The 18711-nt window shown below is 43.5% G+C and carries 20 protein-coding genes and 2 pseudogenes; 4 read left to right on the forward strand and 18 right to left on the reverse strand.

Translation table 11 applies throughout. From position 1 onward, the window contains the following. Positions 1-6: 6 nt before the first annotated feature. The 14 genes and pseudogenes from ndk to trmJ all read right to left on the reverse strand — a co-directional run bounded on the left by ndk (position 7) and on the right by trmJ (position 10152). The gene (gene ndk, locus Xets_RS04955) at positions 7-435 is read right to left on the reverse strand and encodes a nucleoside-diphosphate kinase (protein WP_099132099.1); all 429 of its coding nucleotides are present in this window, start codon (positions 433-435) and stop codon (positions 7-9) included. Between the two features lie 327 nt (positions 436-762). Then, on the reverse strand, positions 763-1065 hold the full coding sequence (locus tag Xets_RS04960; RefSeq protein WP_255430563.1) for a hypothetical protein: 303 nt from the start codon (positions 1063-1065) through the stop codon (positions 763-765). A gap of 60 nt (positions 1066-1125) precedes the next feature. Further along, positions 1126-1212 (reverse strand): annotated as a pseudogene (locus Xets_RS27695) (helix-turn-helix domain-containing protein); the annotation flags it as partial. 300 nt (positions 1213-1512) lie between these two features. Further along, a complete protein-coding gene (locus Xets_RS04970) occupies positions 1513-1941 on the reverse strand; it encodes an enhanced serine sensitivity protein SseB C-terminal domain-containing protein (protein ID WP_099132100.1) in 429 nt (142 codons plus the stop codon). A gap of 99 nt (positions 1942-2040) precedes the next feature. Continuing rightward, the gene (pepB, locus tag Xets_RS04975; protein WP_099132101.1) at positions 2041-3336 is read right to left on the reverse strand and encodes an aminopeptidase PepB; all 1296 of its coding nucleotides are present in this window, start codon (positions 3334-3336) and stop codon (positions 2041-2043) included. A 168-nt stretch (positions 3337-3504) separates the two neighbouring features. After that, positions 3505-3699, reverse strand: a complete 195-nt coding sequence (iscX, locus tag Xets_RS04980) for a Fe-S cluster assembly protein IscX (protein ID WP_099132102.1) — start codon at positions 3697-3699, stop codon at positions 3505-3507. Positions 3700-3713: 14 nt separating this feature from the next. After that, the gene (fdx, locus tag Xets_RS04985; protein WP_099132103.1) at positions 3714-4049 is read right to left on the reverse strand and encodes an ISC system 2Fe-2S type ferredoxin; all 336 of its coding nucleotides are present in this window, start codon (positions 4047-4049) and stop codon (positions 3714-3716) included. Positions 4050-4051: 2 nt separating this feature from the next. Next, complete coding sequence (gene hscA / locus Xets_RS04990; RefSeq protein ID WP_187651244.1) at positions 4052-5899, reverse strand: Fe-S protein assembly chaperone HscA; 1848 nt, start codon at positions 5897-5899, stop codon at positions 4052-4054. Positions 5900-6007: 108 nt separating this feature from the next. Then, a complete protein-coding gene (gene hscB / locus Xets_RS04995) occupies positions 6008-6529 on the reverse strand; it encodes a co-chaperone HscB (RefSeq protein WP_099132105.1) in 522 nt (173 codons plus the stop codon). A gap of 42 nt (positions 6530-6571) precedes the next feature. Beyond that, positions 6572-6895, reverse strand: a complete 324-nt coding sequence (gene iscA / locus Xets_RS05000; protein ID WP_099132106.1) for an iron-sulfur cluster assembly protein IscA — start codon at positions 6893-6895, stop codon at positions 6572-6574. A 78-nt stretch (positions 6896-6973) separates the two neighbouring features. Then, complete coding sequence (iscU, locus tag Xets_RS05005; protein WP_099132107.1) at positions 6974-7360, reverse strand: Fe-S cluster assembly scaffold IscU; 387 nt, start codon at positions 7358-7360, stop codon at positions 6974-6976. Positions 7361-7384: 24 nt separating this feature from the next. After that, complete coding sequence (locus tag Xets_RS05010) at positions 7385-8599, reverse strand: IscS subfamily cysteine desulfurase (protein WP_099132108.1); 1215 nt, start codon at positions 8597-8599, stop codon at positions 7385-7387. Between the two features lie 62 nt (positions 8600-8661). Then, positions 8662-9162, reverse strand: a complete 501-nt coding sequence (iscR, locus tag Xets_RS05015; protein WP_099132109.1) for a Fe-S cluster assembly transcriptional regulator IscR — start codon at positions 9160-9162, stop codon at positions 8662-8664. Between the two features lie 255 nt (positions 9163-9417). Continuing rightward, a complete protein-coding gene (gene trmJ / locus Xets_RS05020) occupies positions 9418-10152 on the reverse strand; it encodes a tRNA (cytosine(32)/uridine(32)-2'-O)-methyltransferase TrmJ (RefSeq protein ID WP_099132110.1) in 735 nt (244 codons plus the stop codon). A gap of 125 nt (positions 10153-10277) precedes the next feature. Here trmJ and suhB point away from each other — a divergent pair, with 125 nt between their 5' ends. After that, positions 10278-11081 (forward strand): inositol-1-monophosphatase, encoded by an 804-nt coding sequence (gene suhB / locus Xets_RS05025; protein ID WP_099132111.1) that lies wholly within the window; start codon positions 10278-10280, stop codon positions 11079-11081. Positions 11082-11182: 101 nt separating this feature from the next. Here suhB and Xets_RS05030 read toward each other — a convergent pair whose 3' ends face one another. Next, complete coding sequence (locus tag Xets_RS05030) at positions 11183-12412, reverse strand: 3-phenylpropionate MFS transporter (RefSeq protein WP_099132112.1); 1230 nt, start codon at positions 12410-12412, stop codon at positions 11183-11185. Positions 12413-12499: 87 nt separating this feature from the next. Further along, positions 12500-13753 (reverse strand): serine hydroxymethyltransferase, encoded by a 1254-nt coding sequence (glyA, locus tag Xets_RS05035; protein WP_099132113.1) that lies wholly within the window; start codon positions 13751-13753, stop codon positions 12500-12502. A 360-nt stretch (positions 13754-14113) separates the two neighbouring features. Between glyA and hmpA the strand changes: the two genes are divergently transcribed. The 3 genes and pseudogenes from hmpA to Xets_RS05050 all read left to right on the forward strand — a co-directional run bounded on the left by hmpA (position 14114) and on the right by Xets_RS05050 (position 16502). Further along, positions 14114-15304, forward strand: a complete 1191-nt coding sequence (gene hmpA / locus Xets_RS05040; protein ID WP_187651245.1) for an NO-inducible flavohemoprotein — start codon at positions 14114-14116, stop codon at positions 15302-15304. Positions 15305-15412: 108 nt separating this feature from the next. Then, positions 15413-15508: pseudogene (locus Xets_RS05045) on the forward strand (IS982 family transposase); the annotation flags it as partial. 241 nt (positions 15509-15749) lie between these two features. After that, a complete protein-coding gene (locus tag Xets_RS05050) occupies positions 15750-16502 on the forward strand; it encodes a M48 family metallopeptidase (RefSeq protein ID WP_099132115.1) in 753 nt (250 codons plus the stop codon). Positions 16503-16639: 137 nt separating this feature from the next. Here the strand turns inward: Xets_RS05050 and glnB are convergent, their stop codons facing one another. Together glnB and Xets_RS05060 are read right to left on the reverse strand one after the other, a co-directional pair. Next, the gene (glnB, locus tag Xets_RS05055; protein WP_045971762.1) at positions 16640-16978 is read right to left on the reverse strand and encodes a nitrogen regulatory protein P-II; all 339 of its coding nucleotides are present in this window, start codon (positions 16976-16978) and stop codon (positions 16640-16642) included. 15 nt (positions 16979-16993) lie between these two features. Continuing rightward, positions 16994-18616 carry an NAD+ synthase gene (locus Xets_RS05060; RefSeq protein ID WP_187651246.1) on the reverse strand — a complete coding sequence of 541 codons (1623 nt, stop codon included), beginning with the start codon at positions 18614-18616 and terminating at the stop codon, positions 16994-16996. Between the last annotated feature and the right edge of the window lie 95 nt (positions 18617-18711).

Consider the following 18711-nt stretch of genomic DNA (forward strand, 5'->3'; position numbering starts at 1 on the left):
AAAGCGTTAGCAGCGAGGGAAGATTTCATCATCACTGAAAAAGTAAGCAATTTCACGACTTGCAGATTCAGTAGAGTCAGAACCGTGAACCGCATTTTCAGTAAAACTATCGGCATAATCTGCACGCAGAGTACCAGCCAAGGCATTATCAGGATTAGTGGCACCCATCAGATCGCGGTGACGTTGAACGGCATTTTCACCTTCCAGAACTTGTACCATAATTGGGCCAGAGGTCATGAACTCCACCAGACCATCAAAGAAAGGGCGGCCTTTGTGTTCAGCATAAAAACCTTCCGCTTGTTCGCGCGTCAAATGCAACATTTTGGCTGCGATAATTTTAAACCCTGCACTTTCAAAACGGGCATAGATAGAACCGATAACATCTTTCTTCACTGCATTGGGTTTAATAATGGAAAAAGTACGTTCAATTGTCATTGCGTAACCTCTTTGGCACTTTCAGTGATGATTCATTTTAATTTTTACGCCCCAAACAAAACTGAAGGGCAACTCTACCCTGTATCTGACAGGGATAAAAATAGGCGTTGATTATAGGAGGAGAGTTTCTGCTTGCCTACAAAAAACACAACATTTTATTAAAACTTTCTTAGCGAAAATATCATTTTTTAGCATAAATCACATTTTCGCTTCGTTATACACGATGAAAATAATCATTTTATAAAAATAATGCCTGTTCAGGCGATAAATTCCCAAACAGGCATACTGACCAAGATCATTGAATTAGTATTTTTCACTCAATGTCGATTATAAAACCTTCTCTGTTACACATTGAATAAAAGGCTTAATTTCGTCAGCCCTTTTCTTGCTTATATCTTGTTTACTTTCATCAGAGACTATAAATTTTCCTGTGAACTTTTCTTTAGGATCCTGGGTAGTTTTATCTGACGTACCAATAATACTGATAGTATATTTGTGTCCCGTCGGTAATAGATCTGTACACTCTCTTAGCATTCCCTGACGGGAAGATCCCTGATCTGTTATTTTTTGACTATTAGTTACTGATGTATCAGCAAATGAAGCAGGTATATAAAATGCGCCCAGCAGCAAAACAAATAAAAAATTTTTCCTCTTTTTTCCTCACTGTTTACGTTGAATTAATAATAACCACTATGCTATTGACTTGCTCTCATCGTCTTTGAATTCCAGTACATCTCCCGGCTGGCATTCTAAATATTGGCAAATGGCATGTAAGGTAGAAAAACGCTCTGATTTTCATCGTATATATCACATGTTTGGTAAAGAATACGTGAAATGATAGTCAGGCAAACTGAATACGTCTTATATTTATACCCCATGTTCTTGCCAACTTTCGACGTCCATCACAATATTTGTTTAGCCAGCGTTATCAAATTACATGAAAGTAGATTACAAGAAAGTCACAGGGCAGAATAGATGAAACAGCAATGTTATGCGTTACGTTTAAAATAAATTCTATTGCTGTAGTAGCTGGTTTCATGACGAAGAAAATAGTGTCATGGTAAAGCAATCAAGTTGTTATTGATTAACAATAGGGATGGTATCACGTAACCAACTCCCTAATTTTCGCTGATAAAAGGGTTGGGTATGATGAATCAAGAAATGGCTGATACCCCCTTCTTGTTCATCAAGCAGGCAAAAATCGACAGATTCCTCTTCATCAAGATATTTGCAAGCCAGTTCGCCGGCTTCTTGAATCAACAAATTAATCTCATTTTCTGTCAATGTCACACTGAATTCCAAGCCAATTAATACATTGGGTTTTTCATCCACACTTTTATCATGGGCCATAATTAAAAAAGCCTGTCGAACAGATTTATGTTGTTTAAATAATTCAATTAGTGACTCAATAAGCTGAGTCGGCTGTTCTTCTGGCTGACTTAGAGTAATAAGGCTTCCGCCAGGAACCTCTATTTCAGTAGCGATAGATCCATTTAATAAGCTCATGAAAATCTCCGACGGTACTGTTTGAATTGAAGTTAAGGTCATCGATAAATTCAACAATAGCTCCCCACAAGAGGAGCTATTAAGAATAAGTGTTTTAGTTTATTTCGCTTTTGTCAGCAATAAATTGGCAATGGTACGTACACCATATCCCGTTGCACCCGCAGCCCATTGTTCAACAGAGGATTTACGGTAAGTTGCTGAACAGTCAATATGTACCCAACCTTTTTTGTAATTTTCGACAAAGTGCGACAAGAATGCTGCTGCGGTACTTGCTCCTGCCGAATGTGCCGGTGACGCAATGTTGTTCAGATCAGCAAAATTGGATGGCAGATGGCTACGATGGAATTCAGCTAGCGGTAAGCGCCAGAATAATTCATTTTCATTATCAGCCGCTGCCATTAAGTCAGATACCAGTTGATCATCAAAACCTAATATTGAGTGGTAATCATTTCCTACTGCTGTTTTCGCTGCGCCAGTTAAAGTGGCAGCATCAATAATAAGTTGTGCTTTTTCTGCACTGGCATCAATCAAACCATCAGCCAGAACCAGACGCCCTTCCGCATCTGTGTTCATCACTTCAACAGTTTTACCATTGCGGTAGTGAATGATATCGCCCAATTTGAAAGCATTACCACTCACCATATTATCTGCGATACTCAGGAACAGTTTTACACGATGTTTTAAACCACGGCTGATTGCCAGAGCCAGTGCCCCCGTTAATGTCGCTGAACCGCCCATATCTGATTTCATAGAATCCATGAAATTAGAAGGTTTGAGGCTGTATCCACCGGAATCGAAGGTAATACCTTTACCAACCAAACAGGCAAAAACAGGTGCTTTTGCATCTTTTGTTGGATTGAAATCTAATGCCAAGAACACGGGATCACGAGAAGAGCCACGGCCGACGGTATATACCCCCGCATATCCCTGTTCACGCAACTCATCCCCTTTGATGATGCGATAACTAACAGCATCACCCGCTACCCCGCGCAATAAATCGATAGCTCTTTGGGCAAGCTGTTCTGGTCCCAAATCTTCTGCCGGAAGGTTGATGGTATCACGCACCCAATCAATGAATTTGATCCTTCTCTCCAGCTCCTGTTTTTCCGCCGCAGGGAGTTGTGGCCATTCAATTGTACGTAATCCCTTAGGTGAACGAAAGCCCAACCAAAATGACCAACTTTTTTCCAGATCCCAGCCATCACCCACTAAAGCAATATTGCGAATTCCTTGCCCGTCAATTTTACGCCCAGCACGTTGAATTGCGCCCAGCTTGCCATTGCCTTCCAAATGAATCGTGATCCCCTGCTCATTTGAGCTAATTAGTGCTTTTTCACCCCAGCAAGCGTTAGCTGGCTCATAAGACAGTGTTATGGGCATGATTTGTTTTGTCATTTTTTCTCACTTCTTATCTTATTTGTTCACTGTTTCACAGTGAGGGTTTATAAAAAAACTGGCGATTGCCAGTTTTCCACTAAATACAGACTATGCCAAGCTATTGAGCAAGAATCGGTGAGCTTACACTATTTTTTATTTGAAGTTTTGCCTTAGGCAAATTGCCCACTATTCATATTCATCCAGCCATACCAGCAAGATAGCTTCCAATATTTTTTCGTTGGATTTCTGTGGATCGTCATCAAAACCATCCAGCTCACAAATCCATTCATGCATGTCGGTGAAACGCACTGTTTTTGGATCTACATCAGGAAATTTATCATACAGTGCTTCGCCAATATCACGACTGTCAGACCATTTCATTTTCTGTTCTCCTGTCAGTGTTCGCGTGCATGGTTAATGGTGTATTTGGGGATTTCAACGACTAAATCCTCATCGGCAACTTTGGCCTGACAGCTCAATCGACTTTCTGGCTCCAATCCCCATGCCTTATCCAACATGTCATCTTCCAGTTCAGAGCTTTCTTCCAGTGAATCAAAGCCTTCCCTGACAATACAGTGACAAGTGGTACACGCACAGGATTTTTCACAGGCATGTTCAATTTCAATGCCATTACGTAATGCAACATCCAGAATGGATTCGCCTTCCTTCGCTTCCAATACTACCCCTTCAGGGCAAAGTTCGTTATGAGGTAAAAATACAATTTTAGGCATAATTAAATCTCATCCACAGAATGACCCGCCAAAGCCCGGCGGATTGATGTGTCCATACGGCGTGCTGCAAATTCTTGCGTTTGCTTGTCCAATTGTTTTATTGCACTTTCAATTAGCTCAGGAGAGGTTCCCTGAGCACTTTCAATTAATACATGTGCAGCAGAATCAATAGCAGCCAGCTCTTCTTGACTCAGTAAATCCGCATCTTTTTCCAATGCACTGGTTAAATTTTCCAGCATTCGAGCTGCTTCTACTTTTTGTTCAGCTAATTTGCGGGCCTGAACATCTTCCTGTGCATTAGACATGGAGTCTTTGAGCATATGGGCAATTTCTTCATCCGACAAACCATAGGAAGGTTTCACCTGAATCGAAGCTTCAACACCTGTGGATTTTTCTAATGCACTGACGCTTAACAGACCATCGGCATCAACCTGAAAGGTCACACGAATGTGTGCACCACCAGCCGGTAATGGTGGAATACCACGCAGTGTGAAACGCGCCAGTGAACGGCAATCATTTACCAGTTCTCTCTCGCCTTGCACCACATGAATGCTCATCGCACTTTGCCCATCTTTGAAAGTGGTAAATTCTTGCGCTTTGGCAACAGGAATGGTGGTATTACGTGGAATGACTTTTTCAACCAGCCCTCCCATTGTCTCCAGACCAAGTGACAGCGGGATAACATCAAGTAGCAGCATTTCGCTGTCTGGTTTGTTGCCCACCAAAATATCAGCCTGAATTGCAGCACCAACAGCTACCACTTTGTCTGGATCGATAGCAGTTAATGGTTCGCGGTCAAAAAACTCCCCCACCATGCTACGTACCAACGGCACTCGCGTTGAGCCACCCACCATGACGACCTGCAAAACCTCGTCAATCGTTACACCTGCATCTTTCAGCGCCCGACGGCAGGAAAGTAATGTGCGTTTGACCAAAGAGGCAATCAATGCGTTAAATTCGGTACGGGTAATACTGCCTTGCCAGTCAGCAATATCGATTTCCGCCTTATTAGCCTCGCTCAAGGCAATTTTGGTTTGGGTAGCGACATCCAGCAATTGACGCTGTAATCTGTGATCGTTATCGTTGATCCCAGCCTGTTCACGTATCCAATTTGCTAACAGCGAATCAAAATCGTCACCACCGAGGGCAGTATCTCCCCCCGTTGCCAGCACTTCAAACACCCCTCGGCTAAGGCGAAGAATAGAGACATCAAATGTTCCGCCACCAAGATCGTAAACGGCGATTATCCCCTCCTGACCGGAATCAAGACCATAAGCCACGGCTGCCGCAGTGGGTTCATTCAAGAGACGAAGAACATGTAAACCCGCCAAACGAGCAGCATCTTTAGTGCCCTGACGCTGGGCATCATCGAAATAAGCAGGCACGGTGATCACAACACCATCAAGTTTACCATCCAAGGTTTCTTCTGCCCGTTGCGCCAACGATTTCAATATCTCAGAAGAAACCTGAATAGGATCTACTAGCCCCGCCACGGTATTGATCAATGGCAAACCATTTTCACTGGCCTGGAACTGGTATGGCAGGTTAGGATAACGCTGTTGAACGTCAGCCAAAGAGCGTCCCATCATCCGCTTGACTGAACTGATTGTATTAGTAGGATCAGACGCAGCCTGTTGACGCGCTTGCCAACCAACTAGAATCTCTTCTTTGCCATACTGTACAACAGAAGGAAGTAAGTGACGGTTATCACTGTCTGCCAATGTTTCCGCCTGACCGCTACGGACGGTCGCAACCAGAGAGTGAGTTGTACCAAGATCAATCCCCGCAGCCAGCCGACGCTGGTGCGGTGCGGCAGATAAACCCGGTTCGCTGATTTGTAATAAAGCCATATGTGCCCCTATAAATCTATATCAGCATAAATCTATATCAGCCGAAATTTATTCAGCCAAAAATCATTCTAAACAATACGATTCAGCTAAAAATCAGTCAAAAGTCCGCTAAAAATCATCCAACAACCGCTCTTCCAGTTGTTCAACCTGCTGTTGCAATTTATCCAGAAAGCGTAATTTACGGACTGTATCGGCTGCAATTGACCATTCGGCAGCATTGAGTTGCTGTTCCATCTGCTCACTACGTGTTTTAATCATTTTATGCAAGCGAGAGGAAAACTCGTTCAAGGCTGTTTCTGAATCTACGCGATGTTCAATGGCATCAAGCTCTTCACGCAATTCCAACTGCTGCATCAAAAAAGCCGTATCCTGCATCGTGTGCTGCTCATTGGACAGATCAAATCCTTGCTGAGACAGCATATATTCTGCGCGTTTCAGGGGATGTTTTAGGGTCTGATAACCATCATTGATGGTAGCAGCTTGTTGGAGTGCCAGCGTTTTTTCACGTTCTGGCTGGTTGGCAAAACGATCAGGATGAAACTGGCGTTGCAATTCCTGATAACGAGTCGCCAACTGTTCACGATCAATCGCATAACGTGCCGGCAACCCAAACAAAGTAAAATAGTCCATAAGTTACTCTTAGTTTCGCAAAATGCGGGTCAAAAAATGGGGTTAAACGTGGAAACTTTCTCCACAGCCGCATTCGCTGGAAACATTGGGGTTGTTGAATTTAAAGCCTTCATTCAGACCTTCTTTAACGAAATCCAACTCAGTACCATCAAGATAAATGATGCTTTTACCATCAACGATGACTTTCACGCCCTTATCTTCAAAAATCTGATCTTCTTCATTTATTGCATCAGCAAATTCAATCACATATGCCATACCAGAGCAGCCGGATGTTCTCACTCCCAAGCGCAACCCGACACCTTTTCCTCGATTGGTAAGAAAAGCCAAAATACGTTGGGCTGCACTTTCCGTCAGGGAAATTGACATACAACACCTCACTTTAAAACCAGTAAAGGTGGATATTGCTGCAATATCCACCAGAATTATTTTCTTTTTGTGAAAAAGTTATTTGGCCTGGCGCTTGCTCTTGTAATCAGCAATAGCCGCTTTGATAGCATCTTCTGCCAAAATAGAACAATGGATTTTCACTGGTGGCAGTTCTAACTCTTCAGCAATATGAGTGTTTTTAATTGCCTCAGCCTGTTCCAACGATTTACCTTTCATCCATTCTGTTACCAAAGAACTGGATGCAATTGCTGAGCCGCAGCCATAGGTTTTGAAACGTGCGTCTTCAATGATACCTTCATCATTGACTTTGATTTGCAGCCGCATGACGTCACCGCAAGCGGGTGCCCCTACCATGCCACTACCCACTGTTGGATCTTCGTTATCGAATGAACCAACATTACGTGGGTTTTCATAGTGATCAATTACTTTGTCGCTGTAAGCCATGTCGTTACTCCTGAAACCGTCTGATTAATGATGAGACCATTCGATGGTGCTAATATCCACACCCTGCTTGAACATTTCCCACAATGGAGAAAGATCACGCAAGTGGCCAATCGCGTTGTGAATCAACTTGATTGCATAGTCTATTTCTTCTTCTGTGGTAAAACGTCCCAAAGAGAAACGAATAGAACTGTGCGCCAGTTCATCATTCATGCCCAATGCGCGCAGGACATAAGAAGGCTCCAGACTCGCTGAAGTACATGCCGAGCCAGAAGACACTGCCAGATCTTTCAATGACATCATCAATGATTCACCTTCAACATAGTTGAAGCTGACATTCAGAATGTGTGGCGCTCCCTGTTCCAAATCACCATTCAGGTAAACTTCTTCAATATCTTTGATACCGTTCCACAAACGCAGACGCAAACCACGCAGACGTTCTGCCTCTGATTCCAGCTCTTCTTTCGCGATACGGTAAGCTTCACCCATGCCAACAATCTGGTGAACAGGCAATGTACCTGAACGCATACCGCGTTCATGACCACCACCATGCTGTTGGGCTTCAATACGTACGCGAGGCTTACGGCGAACATACAGTGCACCAATTCCCATCGGGCCATAAAGTTTATGGGCAGAAAAGGACATCAGATCAACTTTTAGCAGGCTGAGATCAACAGGCAATTTACCAACACTTTGGGTGGCATCAACATGGAAAATAATGCCACGACTGCGGCATAATTCACCAATGGTCATGATATCCTGAACAATACCAATTTCGTTATTGACATGCATGATGGAAACCAGAATGGTGTCTTCACGCATGGTCGCTTCCAACTCTTTCAGATCAATCAGGCCGTTGTTCATTGGCGCCAGATACGTGATCTCAAAACCTTCGCGCTCCAGCTGACGACAAGTATCTAAAACCGCTTTATGCTCAGTTTTGCTGGTGATAATGTGCTTGCCTTTCTTCTGATAAAATTTTGCAGCACCTTTAATTGCCAGGTTATCTGATTCTGTCGCACCTGAAGTGAACACGATTTCACGTGGATCCGCACCAACTAAGTCAGCAATTTGATTGCGTGCAATATCAACCGCTTCTTCAGCCTGCCAACCAAAACGGTGTGAACGGGAAGCTGGGTTACCGAAGACTCCGTCAATAGTCAAATAGTTCATCATCTTTTCAGCAACACGTGGATCGACTGGTGTTGTTGCTGAATAGTCCAAATAAATGGGTAATTTCATTGCTCACATGCTCCGTAAGACACTTTTAATACTTTCATTGCCACACAAGTATTTGCCGCAAGTTACGCACGCAGATTAACGTTAATCGTCTCTTGAAGTCTGCCGTTAGGGCCAGGGGTACGGCGCTTATCGCCGTCTTGACGATCAGCAACATCCAATACTTCTTGGTTATTTACTAATTCTTCTAAACTGATGCTACTCAGGAAACTGGTGATACGATCACTTAGGTCACGCCACAAGGCATGAGTCAAACACCGATCGCCGCCTTGACAACCTTCTCGGCCCTGACAACGAGTGGCATCTACAGATTCATCAACGGCTGAAATCACTTCGGCAACGAAAATTTTACCGGCATCTCTGCCCAATAAATAGCCGCCACCTGGACCACGGACGCTAGAAACCAGACCATTTTTACGCAGGCGGGAAAACAACTGCTCAAGATAGGAAAGGGAAATACCCTGACGTTCAGAAATATCGGCTAACGGCACCGGCCCTTCTTGTGAATGCAATGCCACATCTAACATAGCTGTTACCGCATAACGTCCTTTTGATGTCAGTCTCATAACAAAAACTCCGTGGTGAAATATGGGTAAAATTGTGGCATTCCTGAGTATTTTAGTCAACTATTTAACCGAGTAATTTACTCAACTATTATTTGACGCCCTTTCACTTTTTCACGTGCCTATCCCACAGCTTTCCCAACTGCTTTCCGCTATTATCCAGTTACATATTTTGTCCCGTTACACTGTATTTCCTATCGGCTGCTTCCTGTTACTTTCTGCTACAGTTTTAACTGTACATTTTTTAACTGCATCAATTTATTTTTTATCCCACTTCTCCATGGAAGTCAGTATACCACGCAGGATATTCAGCTCTTGGGTTTCTGGCCGTGCACGAGTATAAAGACGTCTTAATTTGTTCATTATCTGGCCCGGATGCGCTTTGCGAATGAACCCAGACTTTTTCAATATCTGTTCAAGGTGCTGATAAAAACGCTCCATATCTTCGACAGGTGGATACTCTACTTCGTGCTCTGGAGACGTTGCCTCTTCTAATTGCTCTTGAGCCGCAAGGTATGCCATGCGAATTTCATAGCTAACCAGCTGAACCGCCATCGCCAAATTCAACGAACCATATTCCGGGTTAGTTGGGATATAAAGGTGATAATTACACTTTTGCAACTCTTCGTTAGTCAAGCCAACACGTTCACGGCCAAAGACAATAGCAACGGGAGAGTGACTGGCGGTTTCGACACAGCGTTCACCACATTCACGTGGCTCAACCATCGGCCAGGATAGGGTTCGGGAACGGGCACTGGTGCCAATGACTAACTCACACCCAGCCAATGCCTCATCCAACGAATTCACAATCGTTGCATTGCCGATAACATCACTTGCACCGGCTGAAAGTGCGATAGCGTGAGAGTCAGGTTGAACAAGCGGATTCACCAGATACAGGTTGGTCAATCCCATTGTTTTCATGGCCCTGGCGGTTGATCCCATGTTCCCCGTATGGGAGGTTTCTACCAGAATAATGCGGATATTCTCTAACATGACGGCTTTTAAATTCAGTATAAGAGCCGAATATCTTAACACAGCATTAGTCATTTTGACGAACTACTGCTATAATGCGCGCCAATTTATTTCCCGTTCTTTAAAATTCTGGTGGAAGATACCCCATGCATCCGATGCTAAACATCGCTATACGCGCTGCGCGTAAGGCCGGCAACTACATTGCCAAAAGCTACGAAACTCCTGATGCTGTTGAAGCAAGCCAAAAAGGCAGTAATGATTTCGTTACCAATGTTGATCGTGGAGCAGAAAAGCTGATCATTGACATCATCCGTAAATCTTACCCTAAACATACGATTATCACCGAAGAAAGTGGTGATCACATAGGAGAAGAGGATGATTTCCAATGGGTTATCGATCCACTGGATGGCACAACCAACTTTATTAAACGTCTTCCCCATTTTGCTGTTTCCATCGCTGTGCGTATTAAAGGCCGCACAGAAGTATCCGTAGTTTATGATCCAATGCGCAATGAGCTGTTCACTGCAACTCGTGGGCAAGGCGCTCAATTGAACGGCTATCGCCTGCGTGGTACTAATGCTCGCGATCTGGATGGAACGATCATTGCAACGGGTTTCCCATTCAAAGCCAAACAACACACTATCCCTTACATGAATGTACTGGGTAAATTATTTGAGCGCTGTGCAGATTTCCGGCGCACTGGTTCTGCAGCACTGGATATGGCGTATGTCGCTGCCGGACGGGTAGATGGTTTCTTCGAAATTGGCCTGAAGCCATGGGATTTCTTGGGCGGAGAGTTGTTGGTACGTGAATCAGGTTGTATTGTTTCTGATTTCGTTGGTGGCCATAACTATGTCAACTCCGGCAATATCGTTGCAGGTAGCCCACGTATCGTTAAAGACATTCTGTCTGAAATGCGTGAAGAATTGACTGAAGCATTGAAACGTTAATTTGTTATTATTAAATAAATATAATTTGAGCAATGTTGTTTTTAGGGTACCTATCATCAGGTGCCCTTTTTTCTTACCTTCGTTTTTAATTAGCGCGAGAGTCAATGGGCTTCAACTTTTGGTCTCAGGAACAGGGCAGGCAACACAACCAGTGCCATCACCCAAAATATACCATTTCCTATCTGTTCATACATGAAACCAGCAATCATACTCATGACGGCAATACCGCCCCCCATTGCTACAGCAGAGTAAGTCGCCTGCAACCGGATGATTTCGTTTTCTTTTCTGGCGCCAATAAAACGCATCGCAGCCAAATGGCAGACTGTAAAAGTACCACAATGCAGGATTTGAATAATAATCAACACCGATAATTCGGTCGAGATTCCCATGAGCCCCCAGCGAACAACACCACAAATTCCTGACAATAACAGCAGATTACGGGCGCTCCAACGGCGGAATAATTGCTTGCTAAAAGTAAAGATAACAACTTCCGCCACCACGCCCAAAGACCAGAGATAACCAATGGTTGATGAGGAATAACCCGCTTGCGCCCAATAAATGGAGCCAAAACTGTAATACCCCGCATGAGCAGCCTGCAATAAAGTTACACAGAGTAAAAACTGCCACACTGATTTTTCGGATAAGAGTTCTTTAAAAGAAACGGCATTGATATTGGCGGCTTTAATCTTACCTGCCGGCATGATGGAAGGTTTCAACATCATTGCCAATGACATGGCTGTAACACTGAATAACAAAAAAGCAAGAATGATATGGTGTGTGCCAAATAACTCGCGACCGATCCAATGATTTAAACTGTCAAACGATATATTCCAGCCAAAATTCAGGCTGCTGATTGAGAAATTTATCCCATTGGCAGACATCAATATGCCCGCCAATGAAGAACTAATAACAAATGCAATCGAACCCCAAACCCTTACCTTGCCATAATCAAACGTAAACTGCTTTTGCCATGTTCCTGCCAAAGCATCTGATAAGGGAACGAGTGGTGAGAAGAATAAGTTGAAACCAATCATGATAAAGAAAAGCCATGCCCAATGGCTGTCGAATACAAAGCCAATGGTAAAAAGCAATGCCAACAATGAGAGGAGACGTAATGCTTTAATTAATTTAGCGGGGTCTTTTACCGTAGGAGAGATAACCAGACTGCCGACAAAGCGAGCTACCATTCCAACACCTAGCAATATCCCTATCATTGAGGCATCAATACCTTCACCTTTTAACCAGACAGACCAAAAAGGCAAGAATATGCCGTAAGAGAAAAAATAGGTGAAATAGCCCAAGCTCAACCAAAATGTCGATGGAACAACCATCCAAATGCCCCCGTTTTTGATACAAAAAACCCGCTCAAAACTTACGTTATGAGTCGGGCTTATTACTGATACTACATTTTATTTAAATTATGCGTAAACCGGATATTTTGCGCAGATATCCAATACCTTTTGCTTAACACTTTCAATGGTTGCTTCATCATTGATGTTATCCAGCACATCACACATCCAACCAGCCAGTTCACGGGATTCTGTTTCCTTGAAGCCACGGCGGGTAATTGCAGGCGTTCCGATACGGACACCAGAGGTGACGAATGGGCTGCGTGGATCATTAGGTACGCTATTTTTGTTAACAGTGATATTGGCACGCCCCAAGGCCGCATCAGCATCTTTACCCGTAATGTCTTTGTCCACCAGATCCAGCAAGAACAAATGGTTTTCGGTTTCCCCAGAAACCACTTTGTAACCGCGTTGCAGGAATACTTCTACCATTACTTTTGCGTTCTTAGCAACTTGATGTTGGTAGGCTTTGAATTCAGGCTCCATCGCTTCTTTCAATGCAACTGCCTTACCGGCAATAACGTGCATCAACGGGCCGCCCTGAGAACCAGGGAAAACAGAAGAATTCAGTTTCTTGTAAAATTCTTCATCGCCGCCCTTCGCCAAAATCAGGCCACCACGTGGGCCAGCCAATGTTTTGTGCGTTGTTGTTGTCACAACGTGTGCATGAGGAACTGGGTTTGGATAAACCCCTGCTGCAACCAGACCCGCTACGTGAGCCATGTCAACGAACAGATAAGCACCAATTTCATCCGCAATTTCACGCATCTTCGCCCAATCAACAACGCCAGAATAAGCAGAGAAGCCACCAATGATCATTTTAGGCTGATGTTTTTGCGCCTGGATGCGAATATCGTTGTAATCGATCTTACCTTTTTCATCAATACCATAGGGTACGATATTATAAAGTTTACCAGAGAAGTTAACTGGAGAGCCGTGAGTCAGATGGCCACCGTGCGCCAGATTCATCCCTAAAACTGTATCGCCGGGTTTTAGCAGCGTCATATACACCGCAGCATTTGCCTGAGAACCAGAGTGTGGCTGGACATTAGCATAATCTGCACCAAACAGCGCTTTTGCGCGGTCAATCGCAAGCTGTTCAACTACATCGACATACTCACAGCCACCGTAGTAACGTTTACCCGGATAACCTTCCGCATACTTGTTAGTAAGCTGAGAGCCTTGTGCCTGCATTACTCTTGGGCTGGTGTAGTTTTCAGAAGCAATCAATTCAATGTGTTCTTCTTGACGACAAACTTCCTGTTCCATCGCTTGCCACAGTTCGGGATCGTAATTCGCAATATTCATTTCACGCTTTAACATTTGGTTCTCCTGACTCAGCTACATCTCTAAAAAAATACCCCTGAGGGCCAGAATGGCACACAGTGTAAACTCTTTTTATCGAATGAGATAGTCTTGACAAAATAAATTACGCAAACGTTTGCATTACACCTTGGCAGCCTATTAGAAGCTAAATAACCTACTGTTTCGCTAATGATTACGGATTTATTACTGATATTTGTGATCCTGGTCGCGATTCATGGTAATTAAAATTCTATTTTTTTGATTTAAGGAAAGATAATTATCTTTTTTCAATTTGATATATTCCCAAACCCTATAAGTTGCATTTAAAATACAACTTATAGATTCCAGCATTATGTGAGAAAAATTCAGGAGATCCCCATGCTAGACAGTCAGGTTATCGCAACCATAAAATCGACCATTCCATTAATTGTTTCTACAGGTCCTAAGCTCACTGCGCATTTTTACGAACGTATGTTCAAGCATAATCCTGAATTAAAAGATATTTTTAACATGAGTCACCAGATCAACGGTGATCAACGTGAAGCGCTTTTCAATGCCCTTTGCGCTTATGCTGGCAATATCGATAATCTGTCAGCACTCTTACCTGCCGTAGAAAAAATCGCCCATAAACATGCCAGCCTCAGTATCCAACCTGAGCATTATCAAATTGTAGGTAAGCACCTACTGGCAACGATTGATGAAATGTTTCATCCTGGTGACGAAGTTCTTAATGCCTGGGGAAAAGCCTACAACGTATTAGCTAATGTCTTTATCAATCGAGAAGAGGAAATTTATCACAGCGGTGAATCCCTGGAAGGTGGTTGGCGTCATCTACGTCAGTTTCGTGTTAGCCGAAAACAACCACAAAGTGATGTCATCACTAGCTTTGAGTTTGTGCCTGTTGATGGTGGCAAGGTCATGGATTACAAGCCAGGGCAATATTTGGCGATCTATATAGAAGATCCAGCACTTGAAAACCGTGAAATCCGCCAATATTCGCTGACCGCCGCACCAAACGGAACCCGTTACCAAATTGCCGTCAAGCGTGAACCTCAGGGCAAAATTTCAAACCACCTGCACGATAAGGTACAGGAAGGGGATATTGTGATGCTGGCAGCACCACACGGTGATTTCTTCCTTGATGTGCAATCTGATACGCCAGTCACGCTGGTTTCTGCTGGAGTTGGTTTGACTCCGATGATGAGTATGCTGCAACACCTGCATAACCATAATCACGTTGGCTCAGTAAATTGGTTCCATGCCGCAGAGCATGGCGGCCATCATGCTTTTGCAAATAAGGTAAATGAAATTTCCCAATCTATGCCTAATTTGTATTCACAAGTTTGGTATCGTGAACCTAGGGACGTAGATCAGAAAGGCATACATTACCAACATACTGGGCTTATGGATCTATCCCTCGTGGAGAAAGCAATAACGGCAGAAGGAATGCAATTCTATTTCTGTGGACCAGTGGCTTTCATGCAACATATCGCCAAACAATTGCTGGCAATGGGCATTGATGAGCAACATATCCATTATGAATGTTTTGGCCCACATAAAGTCATTTAGTACGGTTTACCTAATACACCCGAATTCTGGATAAGAAATTGAACCAAAAGCCTGTTCCAAGATCAGTATGTTAGACCAATAAAATACCGACCTAAAAAGGAGCAGGTTATGGATAAATTAGTTGAAATTTTCTGTGATATCGATGATTTTTGCCGTTTTTTCCTTCCTCAATGGGAACAATGTTGTCTCGACAACGGGCGTCGTCGGTAAGAGAAAATGAGCTGGCATTTTAAGAACTCATTTAAATAAACGAAAAGCCATTTTGTTAAAATAATTTAAACTAAATTATTTTACTTATGATTTGATTATTTTTTAAAAATGTTACCGCATTCACATAATCATAAATATTAGAGTTTATTCCTATTGTTATTTTTAGCAAAATTCATAGTCTTTTAACGCTTTTAAAAAACTATAGTTGCGTGTATTGCAAAGGAAAAACAATATTATGAAAATTAAAGCTCTTGTTGCAGTCGCTGTTTCTGCTGCAATTCTGACAGGTTGTAAGAATATTGATCAGGGAATGCTGACTCATTCTGGAATGCAATTATTCCAAGCGGCAACACTAAGTGATTCTGATGTCAAACAGTTATCTAACCAAGCATGTAAGGATATGGATGCACAGAATAAAATTGCACCGGCATCCAGCCAATACACTAAGCGTCTGAACAAAATCGCCAAAGCATTAGGTAGCGAAGTTAACGGTACATCGGTTAACTATAAAGTTTATCTGACTAAGGATGTGAATGCATGGGCAATGGCTAACGGTTGTGTGCGTGTATACAGCGGCCTGATGGACATGATGAACGACAATGAAGTAGAAGGCGTTCTGGGCCATGAAATGGGTCACGTTGCACTGGGCCACACCCGTAAAGCAATGCAGGTTGCTTATGCTACAGTTGCTGCACGTACCGCAGCTGCATCAGCCGGCGGTGTCGCCGCGCAACTGAGCGATTCTCAGCTTGCAGCACTGGGTGAAAAACTGATCAACTCGCAGTTCTCGCAGCATCAGGAAAGTCAGGCTGATGACTTCTCTTATGATCTGATGAAAAAACGCAATATCAAAACTGAAGGTTTAGCAACCAGCTTCGAGAAACTGGCTAAACTGGGCAGTGGTGAAACCAGCATGTTTGATTCACACCCACCTTCACAGGAGCGCGCTCAACACGTTCGTGATCGTATCGCAGCAGATAAGAAATAATAAGTTCTGTACAATACAAGTAAGATAAGTGATAACGGATTGAAAATCGGACATCCCCGCACGTCATCTCACATTAGGGTGTGGGCTAACCGATAATATTCCCGTTATCACTTTTTCAGATGATTTTAGTGACTTAATTAAATCGCTTCTTCGTCCTGCTCACCGGTACGGATACGCACAACACGGGCAACATCGAAAACAAAAATTTTGCCATCGCCAATTTTGCCTGTTTGTGCAACCTGCATGATTGTCTCGACGCAGGTATCAACAATATCATCCGGTACGACAATTTCTATTTTTACCTTTGGCAGAAAATCTACCATATATTCTGCGCCACGATACAGTTCAGTATGCCCTTTCTGACGGCCAAATCCTTTCACTTCTGTCACGGTCATACCAGTGATACCCACTTCAGCCAGAGCTTCACGCACATCATCCAGCTTGAAGGGTTTGATAATTGCATCAATCTTTTTCATGAAGTTTTCCTGTAATTACCAATTGTTACGTCCGAAACCGGAAGTTATCGGGTAACGCCGATCTTTACCAAAATCACGCTGCGTAATGCGTGGGCCAATAGGTGCTTGGCGACGTTTATATTCATTAATGTCAACCAGTCGGATCACCTTGCGCACAATGGCTTCATCAAAACCTTCAGATACCAGATCAGCCACTGATTTATCTTTTTCAACATACCCTTCGAGAATCGCATCCAAAATGTCATATGGAGGAAGGCTGTCCTGATCCAGTTGATTTGGTGCCAACTCCGCTGACGGTGGACGATCAATCACACGCTGAGGAATAGCTGGGGATACTGTATTACGATATTTAGCCAATGCAAATACCATCGTTTTAGGGACATCTTTCAAAGCATTAAAGCCACCTGCCATATCACCGTACAGGGTTGAGTACCCTACTGCCGATTCACTTTTGTTACTGGTGGTCAATACCAGGCGACGACGCTTGTTAGACATTGCCATCAAAATAACTGCGCGGCAACGTGCCTGTAAATTCTCTTCTGTCGTATCTTTTTCTGTTCCCGCGAACATGGGTTCAAGCTGTGCCATAAACGCATCAAACATGGGTTCGATGGAAACAACGTCAAATTCAATCCCCAGCAATTCTGCCTGTTCTCTGGCATCGTGGATACTCATTTCTGAGGTATAGCGGAATGGCATCATGACCGCCTGCACGTGATCTTTGCCCAAAGCATCCACAGCAATCGCCAATGTCAATCCGGAATCAATCCCACCTGACAAACCAAGCAAGACGCCTTTAAAACCGTTTTTTTGCACATAATCACGTACAGACAGCACCAGCGCCTTATAAATTTGCGCCAGAGGGGGCAATTGAGGGATCGGATTTGCCATTGGTTCAATCTTCATCTCATTGAAACGGCATTGCTCAACCTGTTCCTCAAATGCCGCCATGCGATGGGTTATTTCACCATTGGCATCAAAGACCTTAGAACAGCCATCAAAGATAAGCTGATCTTGCCCACCCACCTGATTAAGATAGATAATTGGCAAATGAGTACGCTGACAGTGGGACTTAATTAATGTACTGCGGATATTCGGTTTTTCACGATTAAAAGGAGAGGCGTTAATCGACAAGATGATTTCTGCACCAGCCTGTTTCAAGGCATCAATTGGGGCATCAAACCACAAATCTTCACAAATCAACAAACCGAGGTTATAACCCTTGAATGGTATAACACAGTTTTGATCCCCCGCTTTGAAATAACGCTCTTCATCAAAAACGCCATAATTTGGCAGTAACTGTTTGAAGTAACGTGCCACAATTTCCCCTTGCCAAAACAGGGAAAGTGCGTTGTAAAGTTTGCCATCCTGTTGCCACGGATGCCCTACCAAAATACCAACCTGAGCGCTTGCTTGTTGCAAACGTACCAATTGTTCACAACAACGCTGATGTAAATCAGAGCGGAATAACAAATCTTCAGGAAAATAGCCAGACAGCGCCAGCTCAGAAAACATAACCAGATCAGCGCCTTTTGCCTGCTGCTCCCGAACTGTCTGCAACATACGTTCGCTGTTGCCTTCAATGTCTCCTACCAACCAATTTAACTGGGCAAGAGCGATATTAAGAGTACGACTCATAGAATGCGGCTCTCCTGGGCCATAAATCATCTATCTTCTTTACTGGATTTCAGCAGCAAAGCAATTCAATCTCTATACCCGGTGCTTTTCAAGCT

It is taken from the genome of Xenorhabdus sp. TS4 (assembly GCF_014467265.1).
Taxonomy (GTDB): Bacteria; Pseudomonadota; Gammaproteobacteria; order Enterobacterales; family Enterobacteriaceae; genus Xenorhabdus; species Xenorhabdus ehlersii.

Excerpts from the sequence above, each read along its gene's own strand:
- pepB (WP_099132101.1), bottom strand. The coding sequence starts at position 3,336 with ATGACAAAACAAATCATGCCCATAACACTGTCTTATGAGCCAGCTAAC.
- iscX (WP_099132102.1), bottom strand. The coding sequence starts at position 3,699 with ATGAAATGGTCTGACAGTCGTGATATTGGCGAAGCACTGTATGATAAA.
- ndk (WP_099132099.1), bottom strand. The coding sequence starts at position 435 with ATGACAATTGAACGTACTTTTTCCATTATTAAACCCAATGCAGTGAAG.
- Xets_RS05060 (WP_187651246.1), bottom strand. The coding sequence starts at position 18,616 with ATGAGTCGTACTCTTAATATCGCTCTTGCCCAGTTAAATTGGTTGGTA.
- glyA (WP_099132113.1), bottom strand. The coding sequence starts at position 13,753 with ATGTTAAAGCGTGAAATGAATATTGCGAATTACGATCCCGAACTGTGG.
- hscB (WP_099132105.1), bottom strand. The coding sequence starts at position 6,529 with ATGGACTATTTTACTTTGTTTGGGTTGCCGGCACGTTATGCGATTGAT.
- suhB (WP_099132111.1), top strand. The coding sequence starts at position 10,278 with ATGCATCCGATGCTAAACATCGCTATACGCGCTGCGCGTAAGGCCGGC.
- Xets_RS04970 (WP_099132100.1), bottom strand. The coding sequence starts at position 1,941 with ATGAGCTTATTAAATGGATCTATCGCTACTGAAATAGAGGTTCCTGGC.
- trmJ (WP_099132110.1), bottom strand. The coding sequence starts at position 10,152 with ATGTTAGAGAATATCCGCATTATTCTGGTAGAAACCTCCCATACGGGG.
- fdx (WP_099132103.1), bottom strand. The coding sequence starts at position 4,049 with ATGCCTAAAATTGTATTTTTACCTCATAACGAACTTTGCCCTGAAGGG.
- iscR (WP_099132109.1), bottom strand. The coding sequence starts at position 9,162 with ATGAGACTGACATCAAAAGGACGTTATGCGGTAACAGCTATGTTAGAT.
- hscA (WP_187651244.1), bottom strand. The coding sequence starts at position 5,899 with ATGGCTTTATTACAAATCAGCGAACCGGGTTTATCTGCCGCACCGCAC.
- Xets_RS05050 (WP_099132115.1), top strand. The coding sequence starts at position 15,750 with ATGAAAATTAAAGCTCTTGTTGCAGTCGCTGTTTCTGCTGCAATTCTG.
- Xets_RS05010 (WP_099132108.1), bottom strand. The coding sequence starts at position 8,599 with ATGAAATTACCCATTTATTTGGACTATTCAGCAACAACACCAGTCGAT.
- Xets_RS05030 (WP_099132112.1), bottom strand. The coding sequence starts at position 12,412 with ATGGTTGTTCCATCGACATTTTGGTTGAGCTTGGGCTATTTCACCTAT.
- hmpA (WP_187651245.1), top strand. The coding sequence starts at position 14,114 with ATGCTAGACAGTCAGGTTATCGCAACCATAAAATCGACCATTCCATTA.
- iscU (WP_099132107.1), bottom strand. The coding sequence starts at position 7,360 with ATGGCTTACAGCGACAAAGTAATTGATCACTATGAAAACCCACGTAAT.
- iscA (WP_099132106.1), bottom strand. The coding sequence starts at position 6,895 with ATGTCAATTTCCCTGACGGAAAGTGCAGCCCAACGTATTTTGGCTTTT.
- glnB (WP_045971762.1), bottom strand. The coding sequence starts at position 16,978 with ATGAAAAAGATTGATGCAATTATCAAACCCTTCAAGCTGGATGATGTG.